General features: G+C 64.9%; 19 protein-coding genes and 3 pseudogenes. 12 read left to right on the top strand and 10 right to left on the bottom strand.

Features of this window, described 5'->3' with window-relative positions:
* Window positions 1-172: 172 nt before the first annotated feature.
* Complete coding sequence (locus tag SK571_RS03990) at window positions 173-478, bottom strand: hypothetical protein (protein ID WP_319982649.1); 306 nt, start codon at window positions 476-478, stop codon at window positions 173-175.
* A complete protein-coding gene (locus SK571_RS03985) occupies window positions 462-677 on the bottom strand; it encodes a DUF397 domain-containing protein (RefSeq protein WP_319982648.1) in 216 nt (71 codons plus the stop codon). Before SK571_RS03985 ends, SK571_RS03990 begins: the two co-directional genes overlap by 17 nt.
* Window positions 678-694: 17 nt before the next feature.
* Here SK571_RS03985 and SK571_RS03980 point away from each other — a divergent pair.
* Window positions 695-918: pseudogene (locus tag SK571_RS03980) on the top strand (SAM-dependent methyltransferase); the annotation flags it as partial.
* A gap of 756 nt (window positions 919-1674) precedes the next feature.
* Here SK571_RS03980 and SK571_RS03975 read toward each other — a convergent pair.
* A complete protein-coding gene (locus SK571_RS03975; RefSeq protein WP_319982647.1) occupies window positions 1675-1812 on the bottom strand; it encodes a glycoside hydrolase family 2 TIM barrel-domain containing protein in 138 nt (45 codons plus the stop codon).
* Between the two features lie 536 nt (window positions 1813-2348).
* On the opposite strand from SK571_RS03975, the gene SK571_RS03970 reads away from it, so the two are divergent.
* Genes SK571_RS03970 through SK571_RS03960 form a run of 3 tightly spaced genes read left to right on the top strand, consistent with a single transcriptional unit; the run spans window position 2349 to window position 3256 of the window.
* Window positions 2349-2849, top strand: a complete 501-nt coding sequence (locus tag SK571_RS03970; RefSeq protein WP_319982646.1) for a helix-turn-helix domain-containing protein — start codon at window positions 2349-2351, stop codon at window positions 2847-2849.
* Window positions 2846-3115, top strand: a complete 270-nt coding sequence (locus tag SK571_RS03965; protein ID WP_319982645.1) for an integrase core domain-containing protein — start codon at window positions 2846-2848, stop codon at window positions 3113-3115. The genes SK571_RS03970 and SK571_RS03965 overlap by 4 nt, the downstream gene beginning before the upstream one ends.
* Window positions 3116-3124: 9 nt before the next feature.
* Window positions 3125-3256, top strand: coding sequence for a hypothetical protein (locus SK571_RS03960; protein ID WP_319982644.1), 132 nt, complete (start codon window positions 3125-3127; stop codon window positions 3254-3256).
* Window positions 3257-3299: 43 nt separating this feature from the next.
* Here the strand turns inward: SK571_RS03960 and SK571_RS03955 are convergent, their stop codons facing one another.
* On the bottom strand, window positions 3300-4151 hold the full coding sequence (locus tag SK571_RS03955; protein WP_319982643.1) for a DUF4394 domain-containing protein: 852 nt from the start codon (window positions 4149-4151) through the stop codon (window positions 3300-3302).
* 144 nt (window positions 4152-4295) lie between these two features.
* Here SK571_RS03955 and SK571_RS03950 point away from each other — a divergent pair, with 144 nt between their 5' ends.
* Complete coding sequence (locus SK571_RS03950; RefSeq protein ID WP_319982642.1) at window positions 4296-4817, top strand: sigma-70 family RNA polymerase sigma factor; 522 nt, start codon at window positions 4296-4298, stop codon at window positions 4815-4817.
* Window positions 4814-5446: an anti-sigma factor gene (locus tag SK571_RS03945; protein WP_319982641.1), complete on the top strand. Its 633-nt coding sequence runs from the start codon at window positions 4814-4816 to the stop codon at window positions 5444-5446. Before SK571_RS03950 ends, SK571_RS03945 begins: the two co-directional genes overlap by 4 nt.
* 68 nt (window positions 5447-5514) lie before the next feature.
* Here the strand turns inward: SK571_RS03945 and SK571_RS03940 are convergent, their stop codons facing one another.
* Both SK571_RS03940 and SK571_RS03935 read right to left on the bottom strand, forming a co-directional pair.
* Complete coding sequence (locus SK571_RS03940; RefSeq protein ID WP_319982640.1) at window positions 5515-7086, bottom strand: serine-rich family protein; 1572 nt, start codon at window positions 7084-7086, stop codon at window positions 5515-5517.
* A 58-nt stretch (window positions 7087-7144) separates the two neighbouring features.
* Window positions 7145-7789, bottom strand: a complete 645-nt coding sequence (locus SK571_RS03935; protein WP_319982639.1) for a hypothetical protein — start codon at window positions 7787-7789, stop codon at window positions 7145-7147.
* Window positions 7790-7995: 206 nt separating this feature from the next.
* On the opposite strand from SK571_RS03935, the pseudogene SK571_RS03930 reads away from it, so the two are divergent.
* Window positions 7996-8424 (top strand): annotated as a pseudogene (locus SK571_RS03930) (DUF4383 domain-containing protein); the annotation flags it as partial.
* A gap of 40 nt (window positions 8425-8464) precedes the next feature.
* Here SK571_RS03930 and SK571_RS03925 read toward each other — a convergent pair.
* Entirely contained in the window at window positions 8465-8614 is a 150-nt protein-coding gene (locus SK571_RS03925; RefSeq protein WP_319983166.1) for a hypothetical protein, read from the bottom strand.
* A gap of 154 nt (window positions 8615-8768) precedes the next feature.
* Between SK571_RS03925 and SK571_RS03920 the strand changes: the two are divergent.
* Window positions 8769-10070: pseudogene (locus SK571_RS03920) on the top strand (IS701 family transposase).
* Between the two features lie 510 nt (window positions 10071-10580).
* Here the strand turns inward: SK571_RS03920 and SK571_RS03910 are convergent.
* From SK571_RS03910 to SK571_RS03900, 3 genes are all read right to left on the bottom strand, one after another.
* Window positions 10581-11510, bottom strand: a complete 930-nt coding sequence (locus SK571_RS03910; RefSeq protein ID WP_319982636.1) for an HNH endonuclease — start codon at window positions 11508-11510, stop codon at window positions 10581-10583.
* 899 nt (window positions 11511-12409) lie between these two features.
* On the bottom strand, window positions 12410-13321 hold the full coding sequence (locus SK571_RS03905) for an NAD(P)-dependent oxidoreductase (RefSeq protein WP_319982635.1): 912 nt from the start codon (window positions 13319-13321) through the stop codon (window positions 12410-12412).
* A 57-nt stretch (window positions 13322-13378) separates the two neighbouring features.
* The gene (locus SK571_RS03900) at window positions 13379-14227 is read right to left on the bottom strand and encodes a GntR family transcriptional regulator (protein ID WP_319982634.1); all 849 of its coding nucleotides are present in this window, start codon (window positions 14225-14227) and stop codon (window positions 13379-13381) included.
* A 194-nt stretch (window positions 14228-14421) separates the two neighbouring features.
* Between SK571_RS03900 and SK571_RS03895 the strand changes: the two genes are divergently transcribed.
* From SK571_RS03895 to SK571_RS03880, 4 genes are read left to right on the top strand one after another with little or no spacing between them, the layout of a single operon-like run.
* Entirely contained in the window at window positions 14422-14664 is a 243-nt protein-coding gene (locus tag SK571_RS03895; RefSeq protein WP_319982633.1) for a hypothetical protein, read from the top strand.
* Entirely contained in the window at window positions 14664-15140 is a 477-nt protein-coding gene (locus SK571_RS03890; protein WP_319982632.1) for a Pycsar system effector family protein, read from the top strand. Before SK571_RS03895 ends, SK571_RS03890 begins: the two co-directional genes overlap by 1 nt.
* Before the next feature lie 26 nt (window positions 15141-15166).
* Window positions 15167-15574: an RRQRL motif-containing zinc-binding protein gene (locus SK571_RS03885; RefSeq protein WP_319982631.1), complete on the top strand. Its 408-nt coding sequence runs from the start codon at window positions 15167-15169 to the stop codon at window positions 15572-15574.
* Window positions 15574-15894 carry a hypothetical protein gene (locus tag SK571_RS03880; RefSeq protein WP_319982630.1) on the top strand — a complete coding sequence of 107 codons (321 nt, stop codon included), beginning with the start codon at window positions 15574-15576 and terminating at the stop codon, window positions 15892-15894. The genes SK571_RS03885 and SK571_RS03880 overlap by 1 nt, the downstream gene beginning before the upstream one ends.
* Window positions 15895-15920 lie beyond the last annotated feature (26 nt).

Here is a 15920-nt window from a genome sequence, read left to right as displayed (position 1 = left end):
CCCATGCGCGTCAAGTCCTTACGACCCACCCAAGCCACTACAACAAGCACCGACCTCACCAGGCCCGCGGCCAGCCACCATCCGAGACTGGGAGACACCCTGACGCGACGCTGGACGGGGCCGGAGCGGCGCCAGGATCGGTGGTCGGAAGACCGGGCCGGCGGTTCGAGGCTCAGGCGATGCGGTCGTCGGGCAGTTCGAGCAGTTCCTCGATCACGCGGCAGGCGGGGCCGGTGCGCTGCCATGAGTACCGCGTCGGCACCAGGACGTTGACCTCGTCCGCAGGCATGCGCGTCGCGACCGCGTCGTTCTCGTCATGCAGACGGACGATGTCGATGACGTTGTCATGGGCGCGGACACCCACCACGGCGGCGAGCTCGCCCTCGTGGTCTCGCGGATAGAGGAACTGGAAGCCACGCAGGATCAGCGCATTGAGCCGGACCGTGGCGCTCGCTGCGGCGTCACGCGACGAAGTCATCGAACTCGCCTTCCTTCGCACCCGCCAGGAAGGCCGCGACCTCGACGCGGGTGAGCACCAGTGCGGGACCCTCCGGGAAGCGGGAGTTCCGCACAGCGATATGGCCGCCGTCGAGCCGGGCGAGCTCCATGCAGTTGCCATTCGCGCCACTGTGCCTGCTTTTCCGCCAGGTCGCCTCGGTCAGCAGGGCAGCCGACATCCCACTGGCAGACCGCGGAGCACAGCGATCTCGCCCGTCGCATGGAGGACACGTTCCTGCACAGCCCGATGGGCACCGGTCGTTTCCGCACGCGCGACGAGATCGAGGGCATGCTGGCCGGCCTCGAACTGGTCGCCCCGGGTCTGACGCTGTGCGCGGACTGGTGGCCCGACGGTCCGCGCATCACGCCACTCCCCCCGTGTCGTACTGCATCGCAGGCGCTGTAGGCCGCAAGCCCTGACCTCGACAAGGACCCTGGCCACGCCGTCGTAGTCGCTCTCCCGCAGCGGGCGCCGGTTCGCGTCCGCGTGCACCAGTCGAACGATGAGCTGCTGCATGGTCCCCGACCAAACCCGCTTACAGCGTCAGGTTCGCGACGCCCACGAGCACGCCTGCTCGTGGGAGAAGTGACCGCCGGTCTCCTTGGCGAGCACCTCGATGAGCTGACGCAATGAGGTCGGACGGCCAGGGCCTGCACAGCAAAGTCACCGATCAAGCGGGCCGGCTCAGAGTCATCAGTGCCGGAGGACGCGGTCCGCATGCGCACCACGGCAGCGGCGTTGCGGGCATCGCGCTGCCAGGACCAACGCAAGGACGCCCATCCGCTTGCACGAACACGATCGAGCGACTCGGTGAGCTGGACCGGCAGAGCCGCCGCATCGCAGACCTGGCGCGTTGCTTGGCCCGGCGAGGCGGTCGAGCGCCGGGCTTGCGACGACCTCCATCGGGACCGCTGCTGGTCGAAGCCGCCTCTGCGACCTCCTCGCGCCGCACCCCTTGTCCCGGCGGCGATCGTCGCCGAGGAGTCCTTCCCGTCACGCCCGTTCCGGAACGGGCAGGTGTTCCGGAACCAACCGTCAGTGAGGTGGATGCCGAATAGCGGCACCACGATCACCATGCCGATCTCAAGCAGGCCGAACACCGCGTGGATGTCCCCGAAGCGCGCTATCCGGTCGCCCTCGTAGTGGATCGGCCGGGACGAGTCGTGCTCGCCCACTCACGCGGCCATCGCCTCGAGGTTCTTCCCGTCGCCCGCCTCGTTGCCCAATGACCGGGAAATCACCACTGAATGGTTCTTGTCCCGCTCCACGGTCAGCTCAATACGGTCGAGGTACCCGAGCACCAGCGCGATCACCGGAGGGGCTGCCTGAACGTGTAGGTGCGGTACCCGTCCGCAACCCCGGCGGCCGATCCACCGCCATCATCTTCTTCGGCCACGACCGCGCCGCCATCATGACCCTGTGCTGCCGAAAACCTCATCCATGCAGGTGAAAGAAGGCCCGCAAAGCCCATGTGCTGATGCAGTCATGATCATGCCGCTGCCGATGAGCACGGCATGATGACCAGCCGTGCTACTGCGACTGGCCTACCACAGCGTGACCAATGCATTCGCCCTGCTACGCCTGCTCCCCATGAGCGACCGGGACAAGGACGTGGAGATCCTGATGCTACGCCACCAGATCGCGGTCCTGGAACGCCAGCTGGGCAAAACCCGGCCGCGGTTCTCCCCCGCCGATCGGGCATTCCTCGCGGCACTGCTGCACCGACTCCCAACGGAAGTGCTTCATCGGTTTCAGCTGCTGATGCGCCCGGAAACGGTGCTGCGTTGGCATCGGGATCTCCTCGCATGCCGCCAAGTCCCGGCCCAAGCGCTCAGGTCGTCCACGGACCGTGCGCTCGATCCGGCTGCTGGTGCTGCGTCTGGCACGGGAGAACCCCACCTGGGGCTACCGCCGCATCCACGGCGAATTACTCGTACTCGAGATCAAGGTTGCCGCGTCCACCGTCTGGCAGATCCTCACCGACGCCGGAATCGCCCCAGCAGACGACCGCACCTCGACCACCTGGTCGACCTTCCTCCGTTCCCAAGCCAGTGCTCTGCTCGCCTGCGACTTCTTCGGGACCTTCACCCTGAACGGCACCCGCCTGTACGTGTTCGCGGTCATCGAACACACCAGCCGCCGAATCAGGATCCTGGGCGCCACAGCACACCCGACCGCCTCCTGGATCACCCAAGCCGCGAAGAACCTCGTCATGGACCTCGAGGACACAGGTACCTGCGTGCGGTACCTGATCCGCGACCGCGACGGGAAGTTCCCCGCACTGTTCGACGCCGTTCTCGCCGACGCGGCATCCAGGTTGTCCTCAGCGGTGTCCGGATCCCTCGGATGAACTCGATCATGGAGAGATGGATCCAGAGCTGCCGCCACGAGCTTCTTGATCGCACTCTCATCTGGAACCACCAGCATCTACTCCACGCCCTGCGCGAGTACGAACAGTTCTACAACACCCACAGGCCTCATCAAGGCATCGCCAACAACCGGCCGCTACACGCGCTGCCACCACCGATCACCGACCAAGCCCAACTCGTTGACTTGGGCGTCCGTCGACGACAACGACTGGGCGGTATCCTCAACGAGTATCACCAAGCCGCCTGACCTGCACGGATGACATTTTCGGCTAGCACAGCGCTCAAGCACGCCGACCACTGCTTCGACCTGATCTGGGGCTCGATCTCCGCCCAGACCGCGCGCTTCGCCATTCTGGAGTTCCTGCGTCAGGCCTTCGCGAGCCGATGAACTCCAGGAACAGCGTCGTGGCGCTGTTCCTGGAGTTCGACAGCTACTTCGCGAACGCGACGCCGACGACCTCGCCGCCCGCGAGTCCGACGACCGAGGCGCGGCCGGTCTCCAGGTTGACCTTCACCAGGAGCGAGCCGCCCAGCAACGACAGTCCCGGCCGCACGGCGGCGAGTGCGTGGTGGCGGCCGTTGACGGTGGCGATGTCGAAGCCGTTGGCCTTGTCGACGTCGATGCCGAGCTTGCCGACGGTGAAGAGCTGGCCGGTGTTCGGGGAGACGACCGGGGTGACACCAGCCGCAGTGCCCTGGGTGACGAGCGTGTCCTTGTGGCTGTCGAGGTCGTAGAGCGTGGTGGAGGTCGCTCCGGCGACGCTGTTCGTGTATCCGGCGGCGGACACCTTGGGGGTGCTGCCTGCCGCGCGGTCGCCCGGCGAGTAGGCGAGCGGGCCGTCTGTGGCGGCGAGTGCGCCCGTGTCGGGAACCAGACGCAGGTTCTGGCCGGTCGAGGTGACCAGGCGGATGCGGTCCACGGTCGGGTTGAAGTCGAGCCCGACCGCCGTGCCGTTGAGCGTGATCGGGGCTCCGACGGCGGTGGCGCGGCCGGTGCGGGCGTCGAGGGTGTAGAGCTGGCCGGAGCGCCCGATCGCGTAGAGCGCGCCGGTGGCGGGCCGCACGTCAATGCCGACGAGCCGGTCGTGGGCCTTCAAACCGGTGACGCGGACGCGGTGCTGGGCGAACAGCGGAGACGACCAGGTCCGGGTGCTGAGCACGCCGTCGTCGGTGAGCAGGTGGACGCGGAGCTGGTCGCCGGACGCCGAGGCCGGCGCCGCGCCGAGCACACCAGCGAGCAGTGCTGCCGCTGCGGCGATGGCGGTCGTGCGAGCGATGCGCATGGTTTCTCCAAGGGCTGTGAACGCGGAACACGGGTGCATACGGCACGGCCAAGGCCGATGTTGAAGCGCCAGCAGAACAAATTCAGACCCATCCGACCCGCCCTCGGTTCCGAACTGGCTTTCGGGAGCGGCGACGGGGAGCTCATGGCGATCACCGGCAAGCGGGGAGATCTGGACCTCCGGGACGTCTACGCCGCGCACGGCCCGGAGATCTACCGGTTCGCGCTCCGGCAGCTCGGGGACGGCCAGGCCGCAGAGGAAGCCGTGCAGGAGGTGTTCCTGAGAGCCTGGCGGTCCGCCGAGCGGTTCGATCCGGACCTGGCGAGCCTGCGCGTGTGGCTGTTCGCGATCGCCCGCAACGTCGTCATCGACGAAGCGCGGGCGCGGGCCCGGCACAACCGGCGACTCCACGCGGTGGCAGCAAACCCGCCCACGAACATCTCCGACTTCGCCGACGCGGTGCTCGATCAGCGCCTGGTGGAGGAAGCACTGCTGAGGATCAGCGACAACCACCGCGTGGCGCTCGTGGAGACTTATCTGCGCGGCCGGTCCTACCGGGACGTCGCCGCCGATGTGGGCGTGTCGCAGGTGACGCTGCGCAGCCGGGTCTTCTTCGGCTTGAAGTCGCTGCGGCTGGCGATGGAAGAGATGGGGGTGCGGCTGTGAACGACTTCGTTCATCGGAGGCGAACCGAACTGCTCGGCGCCTACGTCCTGAACCACCTTGAGGGGTCTGAGCTCGCGGCGGTGCTGGACCATCTCGACGACTGCGCGGAATGTCAGGGCGAGGTCGCCAAGCTCGCTCCTGTGGCACGCGCGCTGGCCGACGTGAACGCCGACAACGTCACCGTGCCCGCACATCTCGAAGAGCTGGTCGTGCGGCGGGTCGATGCCCAACGCGGGCGACGGACGCGCACCGCGCTTCTGCTCACCGCCGCTGCCGCCATGGTGATCGCGGGCACGACCTGGTGGTACCTGCGCCCTACCGCACCACTCGAATCGGTCGCGGTCGTCCAGCAGGCGCCGGGAGTGACCGCAGAGGCGTCCATCGTCCCGCACACCTGGGGAGTCGAGATCAAACTCGACGGACAGGGATTCGCCTCAGGGCAGACCTACCAGGTCTCCGTCACCGGCACCGACGGAGCCGAAGTCTCCGCAGGCTCGTTCATCGGCACCGGCGCAAACCTCATGCACTGCAACCTGAACAGCTCAGTGCTGCGCTCGGACGCGTCCGGCTTCGTCGTGCGCGACGCCACCGGCATGATCACGCTGGCCTCTACGTTCCCGCGGCGCTGACGTTTCCAGCTCGCACGAGAAAGGCGGGGCCGGTTTCCACCGGCCCCGCCTTTGTGATCACCTCGTGGTCACGCCTTCACGGAGTGCTTCCCGTGAGTCCAGGACGAGGCGTCGCCGCCGTCGCCCGCCGGACCGGAGTGGCCACCGACCGTGTTGCTGTGGTTGGACGCGTCGCCGGTCGAACCAGTGGCGCCGGTGTCACCGGAGTTGCCCGAGGTGACCTCGGTCCAGGACTTGGTGCCGTGGTTCTTCCAGCTGTCGTGCTTCCAGCTGTCGTGCTTCCAGCTGTTCTTCCAACCGTTGTGCTTCCAGCCGTGGTTTTTCCAGCTGTTCTTCCTGTTCTCGGACTTCACCACTGCCGTGTTGCCGCCGGTCGCGCCCGAGTTCCCGGAGTTGCCCGAGTTGCCGGTCGTGGCGTTGTTCGAGCTGGTGGCGTTGCCGCCGTTGCCCGAGTTACCGCCGTTGCCCGCGGTGGCTTCCGTGGAGCCGGAGTTGTTGTTGCGGTGGCTCCACTTGCCGTGGTTCCAGGACTTGCCCTGCTCGGTCGTTGCCCAGGCGTTGCCGCCGTCGCCGGCCGGACCGGAGTTCCCACCCACGGTGTTGCTGTAGTTGGACGCGTCACCGGTCGAGCCCGTAGCACCGGTGTCACCTGAGTCACCCGAGGTGACGGTGGTCCAGGACTTGGTGCTGTTCCAGGACTTGCCGTGGCCCTTGTCCGAACCGATCGAGCGGACGACGGCCTTGTTGCCGCCGGTGTCGCCCGAGTTACCGGAGTTGCCCGAGTTACCGGTCGTGGCGTTGTTCGAGCTGGAGGCGTTGCCGCCGTTGCCCGAGTTACCGCCCTTGCCCGCGGTCGCCTCAGCCGAACCAGACTTGCCGTGGTTGTTCCACTTCTGGTTCCTGCTCACGACCGCCGCGTCGCCGCCGTCGCCGGCGGGACCCGAGTTTCCGCCCACGGTGTTGCTGTGGTTGGACGCGTCACCGGTCGAGCCCGTAGCACCGGTGTTGCCCGAGTCGCCTGAGGTGACGTGGGTGTTGCACTCGGCCAGCACGCACAGGCCGTAGGCGCTGTTGACGCCGGTGGCACCCGAGTTGCCCGAGTTGCCGGAGTTGCCGGACGTGGCGTTGTTCGAGCTGGAGGCGTTGCCGCCGTTGCCCGAGTTACCGCCCTTGCCCGCGTTCGCGTTCGTGTTCTGCGAACGATCGGCCGCGGTGGCGTCGCCACCGTTGCCCGCCGCACCGGACTTGCCGCCCACCGTGGTGCTGTGGTTGGAGGCGTCGCCGGTCGAACCCGTCGCGCCGGTGTTCCCGGAGTTGCCCGAGCTCACCTGGGTGTTGCACTTGGCGAGCACGCAGACGCCGTAGGCGCTGTTGCCACCGGTTGCACCGGAGTTCCCGGAGTTGCCCGAGTTACCGGACGTGGCGTTGTTCGAGCTGGAGGCGTTGCCGCCGTTGCCCGAGTTACCGCCGTTGCCCGAGTTACCGCCGTTGCCACCGTTCACGACCGAGTGCACGACATCGCCGACGCCGCCGAGCAGGCCGTTGCCTCCCGTGTCAGCGCTCGCGATTGCCGAGCCGGCCAGGAGGAAGCCTCCCGAGAACACTGCGGCCATCAGACCGCGTCGCACAGAGCTGTGCATTGTCGAACCTTCCTGTCAAACAAGCTTGGTGATCTGTCGGCTTGGTTGTCAGGACTGATCAACTGGGATGACTTCGGCCGTAGTAGTAGCACCACGACCCGTAGACCTGGTGATCTGTACTCACCACAAGCGATCCGTTGTTCGGACGAACTCCTGAACCTGCGGGGAGATCCGAGACAGCGGGACTCGTCGATCCACTCGACGACACCGATCCCATCGTGCCGGGCAAAGCGAACGGCACATCAGGTGATGGTGGAAGCGGCGCCTCGGTCGGTGGCGCCACATCAGATGCGGAGATCTGTCGCTGCTGCGGGAACACCACCACCGCGACTCGGCCTGGCAACGCCACAGCGTAGGCATCCGGCGCGATGACCGGCGTCCGCAGCACCTCAGGAATCGCAGGCACGGCAACGGGAACGTCGGGCACAGGAGTCGGCTGCGGAACGTCCGCCGGAGCGGATCGCTGTGTCACCAACGGTTCCGCGATCCGCGGTACCACCGGCGCGTCCTGCACCGTGCCCACCACGGGGGCGAGCAGCGGCGCCGTGACGGGCTGAAGTGAATCCAGCACCGGGTTCAAGGACCGCACCACGGTGTCGACGATCGGTGCGAGCGGTGCCAGCAGCGGTTCGGTCACCGGCGCGGCGGCCTTCAAAGCCGGCTTGAGCACCGGATCGGTCACCGCCGCAACACCTCTCGTCACCGGCGCCACCACGTCGGTCACCGGGGAGATGAGCGCGCCGACCCCACCCAGCAAGCCGGGTGAGTCGCCCTCATCAGCGCTCGCGACTCCCGCCGAGAGCAGACCGAAACCGATGAGAAAGCCGGCTATACCCAGTGCGCGCCTTAGCGTTGTAGAGCACGTCGTCTTCATGTAATCACCCCCTTTCGACGAATCAGCACCCGTACATGCTCCTATTCGGAGCTGTTCCGGCGCCGGTTCACCCGAAAGTGGAAGTTTTCCGTTGTCGCAGATCAGCGAGGCGAAGAAACTCGAAACATCGATTTTTGACTACTCTGCGGCACATGATCGCGTCGACTACATCAACGCAGAGTGATCATCAATCCGTGAACGAACGTGTTCCGAATCACCAACGCCAAATTCGCGTCAAAGTTCGCGGAGGTAGGTCCTTTGACTCCAACAAGTTCCTCCCGCGCGAGACACCGCGAGACACTCCTCGGCCGGTCCAGCTGGTCGCGGCGGTCGTCGGCGTGGAGTTCCTACTCGTCGGCGCCCTCCGCTTCGTCCCAGACCTCACCGTGAACTCCGATCAACTCTCCTTCGCCGGTCACCGCGAAGGCGCGCTGCTGCTGGGCGTGTTCGCGGTGTCCGTGCTGCACAACGTGGTCCACATCGCGTTTGGCATCGCGGGACTACTCATGGCCAGTACCGCCCGTCTCCGATGGCCAGCAACACCGCCGTGGCCGCTCCCAGCAGCACCACCACTAGCGCCAGCGAGATCCACACCGACCACCGTCTCAGCGACGGACCACCAGGCCCTGCAGCGGCATCCACGTCCGCGTTCACCGCACCTCTACGACTACGACGCGACGGCGCCAAGCTCAACACACGTTGAGCCGCGCAGTCCTGGTACGGCAGCCGCACTTTGATGATCTTTGCTGGTGAGGCCGTTCGCGGACCCTGTTGATCATGGGAGCAGCCGCCTCACGATCATCAGGTTGTGACACAAGAGATCAGTGAGGCGGCTGCGGCTGTCATCGTAGAGGGCGAGCGGGCGGTGGCGAATCTGGGCGTGTTACACGGCCGGTTGAGGTCGTGTTTCGCCCGGAGGAAGCCGTTTGAGCAGGCCGGGAAGTACATGACCGGGTTGGTGAGCGATCTGCCGCGCAAGAACGGGTGGACCATCGCCGAGCACGTGGGTGACCGGACGCCGGATCGGACGCAACGGCTGCTCAATCGGGCGGTCTGGGACCACGATCAGGCGCAGGGTGTGGTGCGGCGGTTCGTGGTCGAGCAGTTCGGCGATCAGCCGCTGAGGGTGGGGACGCTGGATGAGTCCGGGCAGGAGAAACAGGGGGAATCGACCGCGGGTGCCAAGCGGCAGTACATGGGCTGTGCGGGCCGGGTCGCCAACGGAGTGAACACGGTCTACTGCTCGTATGCGACTGCGGGCGGGCACGCGCTGGTCGGCCTGGAGTTCAAGACCAAGTCCCAGCTGGCGCGGGACATTCTCGCCGACATGATCGCCGACAAGACGATCCCGCCCTGGATCGCCGGTGACGAGGTTTACGGCAGGGCCGGGAAACTCCGGACTTTCCTGGAAGGCAACGGGATCGGGTACGTGATGCGCGTCGGGTGCGCCTTCACCATCGAGTTGCCCACCGGTGAGCGGATGCGCGCCGATGCCGCCGTGACCACGCACCTGACCGGCCGCAAGCACAAGAGGCGCTGGCAGGTCTGCTCGGTCACCGGATCGAAAGGCGAACGCGCCTACGCCTGGGCCTGGCTCGCGACCACGAGCCCACGTCACACCTTGTTGATCCGCAAGCACTTGCAGACCGGCGAGCTGGCCTACCACTACTGCCACGTGCCCGCCGGACGACCGGTCACGTTGATGACGCTGGTGCGTGTCGCCTGCCTGCGCTGGCCGGTCGAGGAAGGGTTCGAGTTCGGCAAGGACCACTTCGGACTCGATCACTCCCAGGTCCGCCTCTAGACCGCGCTGCTGCGGCACATCGTGTTCACCCTGGCCGCGCTCGCGATCTGCGCGGTCACCGCCGCCCAAGCCAGAACCCACGCTCCAGCACCGATCCTGCCTGCCACGCCCGACCAGCAACCACCCGAGGACCCCGGCCTGATCACACTCACCGTCGCCGAGATCAAACGACTGTTCACCCTCGTCACCCGCCGGCTCCGGCCCGAAACCCACCACCTGCACTGGATCTGGTGGCGCCGACGCCACCAAGCCCGCGCCCGCTGGTTCCATCACCGCACCCGGCTACGCCGTGACCAGCGAACATAGCCCAACCGGAAAGTGCGGCTGCCGTACTAGCCACGTCCGACCAGGAAACTGGCCGTGAAGTACGGCCTCGCAGCTTTCGACGATGGTGAACGCGACCGGGCAACTACCTATTCCCGACGAGGTGCCGACCAACTGCAGAACATGCTGTTCAGCGCAGTTGAACACACTTGACCCCCAGTCAGGGTTCATAGGCCGCTGACCTGCGAAAACATGTACGTTCGACGCAGTTGAGCGCACTTGACGAACAGGCACTTTGCAGGTCCAACCGTCCAGCATGGACAAAGCGGGTGGCCTGCACCAACCGTGTGTTGGCGTCCATGGACGTCCAGCGAGGTACGCAGGGATTGTCACTCACTTAGTCACTCAAAGACAGTTCCGAATCGTCCACTATGGACAAACTTGGTCAGGGCTGATCAAGCCGGATGTACTACCCCCAGCAGCCGACGTTGCACTTCCCTACGGGGACGTGACTTCCGGATCGCGAACCGACCACGCCAGGCACAGCTGCGACTAGGTAGTTGCCCACCGAGAGGTGGCGTGCTGGTGATGATCGCGTAGCGCTTCCATACACGGCACCTTGTCTGCTGGTACCTGCAAAGCTTGGCCTCCGAGATCCCGATAGGAGGGGTAAGCGCGGAGTCTCGGGTCCACCACGACGGTCAAGGTGGCCGGATCGACAGCGATCATCCCCAGGTCGAACAGCTGATGGATGTCCGCACGCAGCAAGGCACCTTCCTCGGGCACATGGCGCTGATGCTTCGCGAACGCCCGCAAGTGCGCTGCGTGCAACGCTTGCTCAGGGTTCGGACCGGTGACCATGCACACCAGGCCGTAGCGCTCCAGCAACGACTTGCGAAACTCCTTCTGTCCCTTTCGGACGGTTACCAACGACTTGGCAATCCCGCCAGCGATCGGCTTTCGCACCTTGTCTTTCGCGGGTGTCGGCGGACTCGGCACGTGCGCCTCGGCCAACAGCCTTTTCACCCCCTCGGTATCGAGAGGACGGATCGCGTTCTGGCGCGCCTCACTGGTCGTGATGCCTTCCAGTTGGGCTGCGGTGATGGCGCCCCTGATCGCACGCCAGGTGCCCTCATAGTGAGCTTCGAAGCCGATGACCGGCTCATCTCGCTCCAGAGGCTCATCGAAGGTCCTCCCGCAATCCTTGCTTCCGCAGCGGTAGGCAGTAGTTCCATCGCCATTGCGGCCGAAGCGAGTCTTCTTGCAGTGGGGGCATCGTCGACGGAGCTTGGTGGCGTCGGGGTTGACCTCAATTTGCTCGATCGTCGCGACCCCCAAAGCTTCCACCTTGGTCCGAACTACCACGAGATCGCCCGCGGTGACTTGCTTGTGGTAGGCCACCCCATCGTCGTAGACGTAGTACGAGTCCTCTACGTCCGCATAACCCTCGTTGCCGAGAAAGCTGCGCTTGCCTTGTGCCACGAGAAACGACCACGCCCGCACTGACTACCGCCTTCATGCTTGATCTTTCACCCAGGCCGCGAACATACAACCCAACCCCGACAAAAGCTGCTGATCAGCACAAACACCTAGTTGGGCGCTTCTGATCGCGGGCGAATGCCCACCGCGGTGCACCGCCCGTCAGCGTGCGCAGGTCCACAATGGAGCAGGCTTGCCTTGCGTCGAGTAGGAATGCACCATCGAACACATGGTCGATCCAAGCGAGCGTCAGCCATCGCCACTGTGGCGGACGTGTGACCCACCTGAACTCGTCTGGATCGACCTCCGTCAGGTCTACCGCCATGTACCAGGCGGTTCGCCAGACAACGCGCCGGCGACCGTAGTGCGCACACAGGGCCTCAATCCTGAACGCCTCCCCATGGCCAAGGGCGAGGTATCCGCCTGGACCAGGGCGCAAAACGGATCGTGGCTGGCACTCACGACCTACACCGTCGCTGCCCCTGGGTTAGGTCACGTCCCCGTCCGACACTTCATCGCTCGCGACGCGCTACACAAGCGGATGCAAGACGAAGAGGACCCACCGTTCTAACCCGTGAACCGCCACGTTGAGCAGCACCCTTGGTTCCGAGTGCTGTAGCCGGAGGGGGTAGACCAATGCGCACGCGCAGCCGGTGCTTGCCCCCATCTCTTCAGAGTCCGTAACTGCCGTAACTGCCGTAACCATGCAGGTCAAGCGGTTACGGATAGACTCAGACATCCGTAACCGTCAACGGATAGACGCGCCCAGTTACGGATCGAATCGGCCGTTCGTAACCGTCTGACCAGCGAGGTTACGGCAGTTACGGCAGTTACGCATCTGAGGATAACGGGTCCACCAACGCCAGACCAATCCCCTCCGGCTGCAGCCCGCCCTTCTCGTGCTACCGATAGGCGATGTTGGACGGCGTGCCACCGGACAGAAAGGTGTCGATCTGCCGCGCGGCGACCTCATAACACAGGCGATTGGTTCCGGGCACAGTGCGAGCTGAATGAGGGCTCACGATCGCCCCTGTACAAGCCCAAAGACGGTGTTCTGCTGGCAGCGGCTCAGGATCGGTCACATCGAGTGCCGCACGAAGACGTCCGATCTCAAGTTCTGCAACAAGCGCATCCGTGTCGACAACCTGGCCACGGCCTGCGTTCACGAGCAATGCACCATCATCCATCGCAGCAAGAAACTTGGCGTCCACGAGGCCAACGGTCAGCTCAGTTAGCGGCGTCACAATAACTACGATCGCGTGACCGGCGACCAAGTCAGAAAGTTCATCAGGTCCGTGCACGCCGTCTCGGGCGGAGCTAGCAACCAGGGTTGCCACAGCGTCAAAGGCAGAGAGCATCCGTGCTACGGCCATGCCAATGCTGCCAGCGCCAACGATGAGCACTCGCTTTCCCGCAAGCGTGTCAGCATCGAAACGGCGGTGAGCCCATACGTGGTCGTCCTGAAATCGCACAAGCGCTGGCCACCGACGCAACTGCGTCAGAATCGCCGATAGCACCCACTCGGCGACGGGTCTCGCGTGCGCTCCCCTAGCACTCGCGACAGTCACGTTGGATGGCACGCGCGGACGCCATTCGTCCACACCAGCCGAGAGGAGCTGCACCATACGAAGGTTGGGAAGTTGGCCAATCAAATCAAGTGGGCGGTGGCTACCACGAAAAGGTGGCATAAAAAGTTCTGCCGAGAGCTGATGATCGTTGAGAGTCAGACTATTTGGGTCATACTCAATAATCTCAAGACCCGGCACTGATGCAAGGTATTCGCACCCGTCCCTGTCGTCTTCCTCGTTGCTCACAAGAATCTTCGTCGTTGTCACAAATGCCCTTCCGAGACGAGGTCAACAGGTACTCAATCAGGAATTCTCTGCCACCAATGAAACTAGATCACGTGCCTGAACCTGCAAAGGGATTCCCGAGGCACTGTTGTCAACCACTTGATGCGGAACAGATGGACGGAATTCAATGTCAATCCCATCGAGGTAACGCGACCAGTTTTCAATCTTGGCTGTGTCGCGCGCCGCACCGCGGTGTCGAATATAGGTGCGCATAGTCGCAGGGTCGCAATAGACCCAAACAACCGTCAGCTTGGCGTTCATGTCGGCGCAACTTGCCTCGACTCGATTGAGCCACGCAGCGTCTTTAAACTCCTTGATGAACGGCGCCGTGACGATTGCACTACTTCCACATTGAACATTCTCTGTCCAGGCGTTCGCGAGAGCCTCGTACTCGCGCGGCCGAATCATTGAGAGATATGTTTCCGACTCCCTGTCGTTCGGCGACAGGCCAAGGATTTCCAAGGCGGCTTCAACAACTGGGCGAGTAAGTGTGTCCTTATCCAGCATGGGCCAACCGGTTTCGCGCGCAAGTATCCGACCCAGCTCGGTCTTGCCGCTGCCCGCATAACCGCCAATCAGGAAGACGTTCGGCGCAGCGGGACGTATTTCAGCATGAAACGCCTGATCAGGCGCGTTAACGAAGCGACCGGAACGCGATTTGCTGATCACCAGACCTTCGCTGATCAACGTCGCCATCGCCTCGTTGATCGTGAAGACACTGACGTCCCACTCCTCCGCGAGGTCGCGCGTCGACGGCAACGCTTGGCCGTGGCGAAGTCCCCCAGCGGCGATCTGGTTGCGGATGTTGCGCGCAACCTGCTGGTGAACGGGTTCGCCCCGCGTGGCGCGAGGGCTCTCGCCTGACATGCGACCTCCGACCCTGGTGACTAATGACAGACCAGAGCATACCAGCCACCTAACAGGCCGCTGTCCAGCATTTTCGCAGGTAGAGACCGTTCCTGAGGGTATTCCCCACCTAACAGTTGACTCGGTCACATATCAACTGTTAGCTTCGTGGCATGTCGCCAGATGTGGCGGCGACCACATGGGAGGAAGCCTTGATGCACACCGACGAAATCGACGGAGAGTTCAGCCCGGACGGGCTGAACGAGTCCGCGATCGACGCGTTGATCGCAGCGGTGAATGCGGAGCTGGTGGACATGCCGGCGCCGACGTCGCGGTTGCTGGACGGCGTCGCCGCGGTCCGCTGGGAGCGCCGCGAGGCGAACCGGGTGACCAGCCACACCGTGCGGGTTCTCCGCACGCAGGTCACGTCCGTTCCGACCGGGACGGAGGCCGCGTGATGACCAGCTACGACGACCAGGTGGTTGCGCGGATCGACAGAGCGCAGGCCGATGTGGCTGACCAGTTGAGGCGTGCGGACACCAAGGCGGCCACGTTGCTGCCGCTGTTCGGCGGGTTCCTGGCGGGCGTGGTCGCGCTGACGACCCGCAGCCTTCCGGCCGCGGCTGAGACGATTCTCTGGCTTGCAGCGGCGCCGATGGCGTTCAGTGTCCTGTTGTTGCTGTCCGCAGTGCGTCCGAGGATCAGCAAGCGCGGACGCTACGGGTTCGCGCTGTTCGCGAGCTATGTGGAGCGTCCCTCGGACCTGCTGGAGCAGTTCCAGAACGAGCCGCCGGCGGTCGCTCTGGCGGTGGACGTCTGCCGCTTGTCGGTGATCGCACAGGCGAAGTACGCCGACGTACGCCGCGCCGTGGACCTGCTGTACATCGGGTTGCTGCTGCTGGGTGTCGCACTGACCGTCACGGCGGTCTCCTAGCCATGGCGGGCAAAACGTTCCCATGGGTGAAGGCCCTGGTCTGCTGGGCGGACGGCGTGCAGTTCACCCGAGGGACGCACGAGGGTTTGCCGCTGCTGTCCTACCGATGCGCGCCGCGGGACAAGCTCGCCACCTACCGCCAGTTGCGGGCGATGGGCCTGCGTCCCAACGGTTCTGACCCGGTCGCGGTGCTGTACGGCCGTCACAACCGGTCGGGCAAGACGTGGTTCGCGTCGCTGTACCTGATCGCGAACGCCGCGCCGGTCCGGCCGATGACGCCGGCGAAGTGGACCGCGTTGGCCAAGGCCAACCTCGCGCGCCGCATCTGCCAGACCTGCGGCAAGGACCCGCTCTACGTGGTCCCGACCAGCACTCACCAGTGCTGGAAGTGCTTTGAACTCAACGAGAACACCGAGATGGCGGAGGCCTCGTGATGTCCGCTCGAACCCTGACGCTGTGCCTGATCGGCGTGACCGTCGCGCTCACGGCGTGCAAGCCCGTCCAGTCCGAGAAGTCCACCTCGTCCGAGCCGTGGGTGGTGTTGTCGGTGACCTACTCCGGTCCGCGCGGCGAGAACCACGCCGGCGGCAAGGGACAGCACGCCGTCGTGTGCGTCGTCGCGAGCGACCTGGACCGCCACTACAGCGAACGCGGCGAGCACATCGAGATCTTGATCCCGGCTGAGCACGCCTACGACGACACCTACGACCAGGGCAAGCCGTGCCCGAAGGGTCCGATCCACTCGCGTTTCTGATCTGCCCGAACCGGCGGCCAACTCCG

Source organism: Lentzea kristufekii, assembly GCF_033949925.1.
Classification (GTDB): Bacteria; Actinomycetota; Actinomycetes; order Mycobacteriales; family Pseudonocardiaceae; genus Lentzea; species Lentzea kristufekii.
Note: the sequence above shows the minus strand (reverse complement) of the source record. Positions and strands in the feature narration are given on the sequence as shown.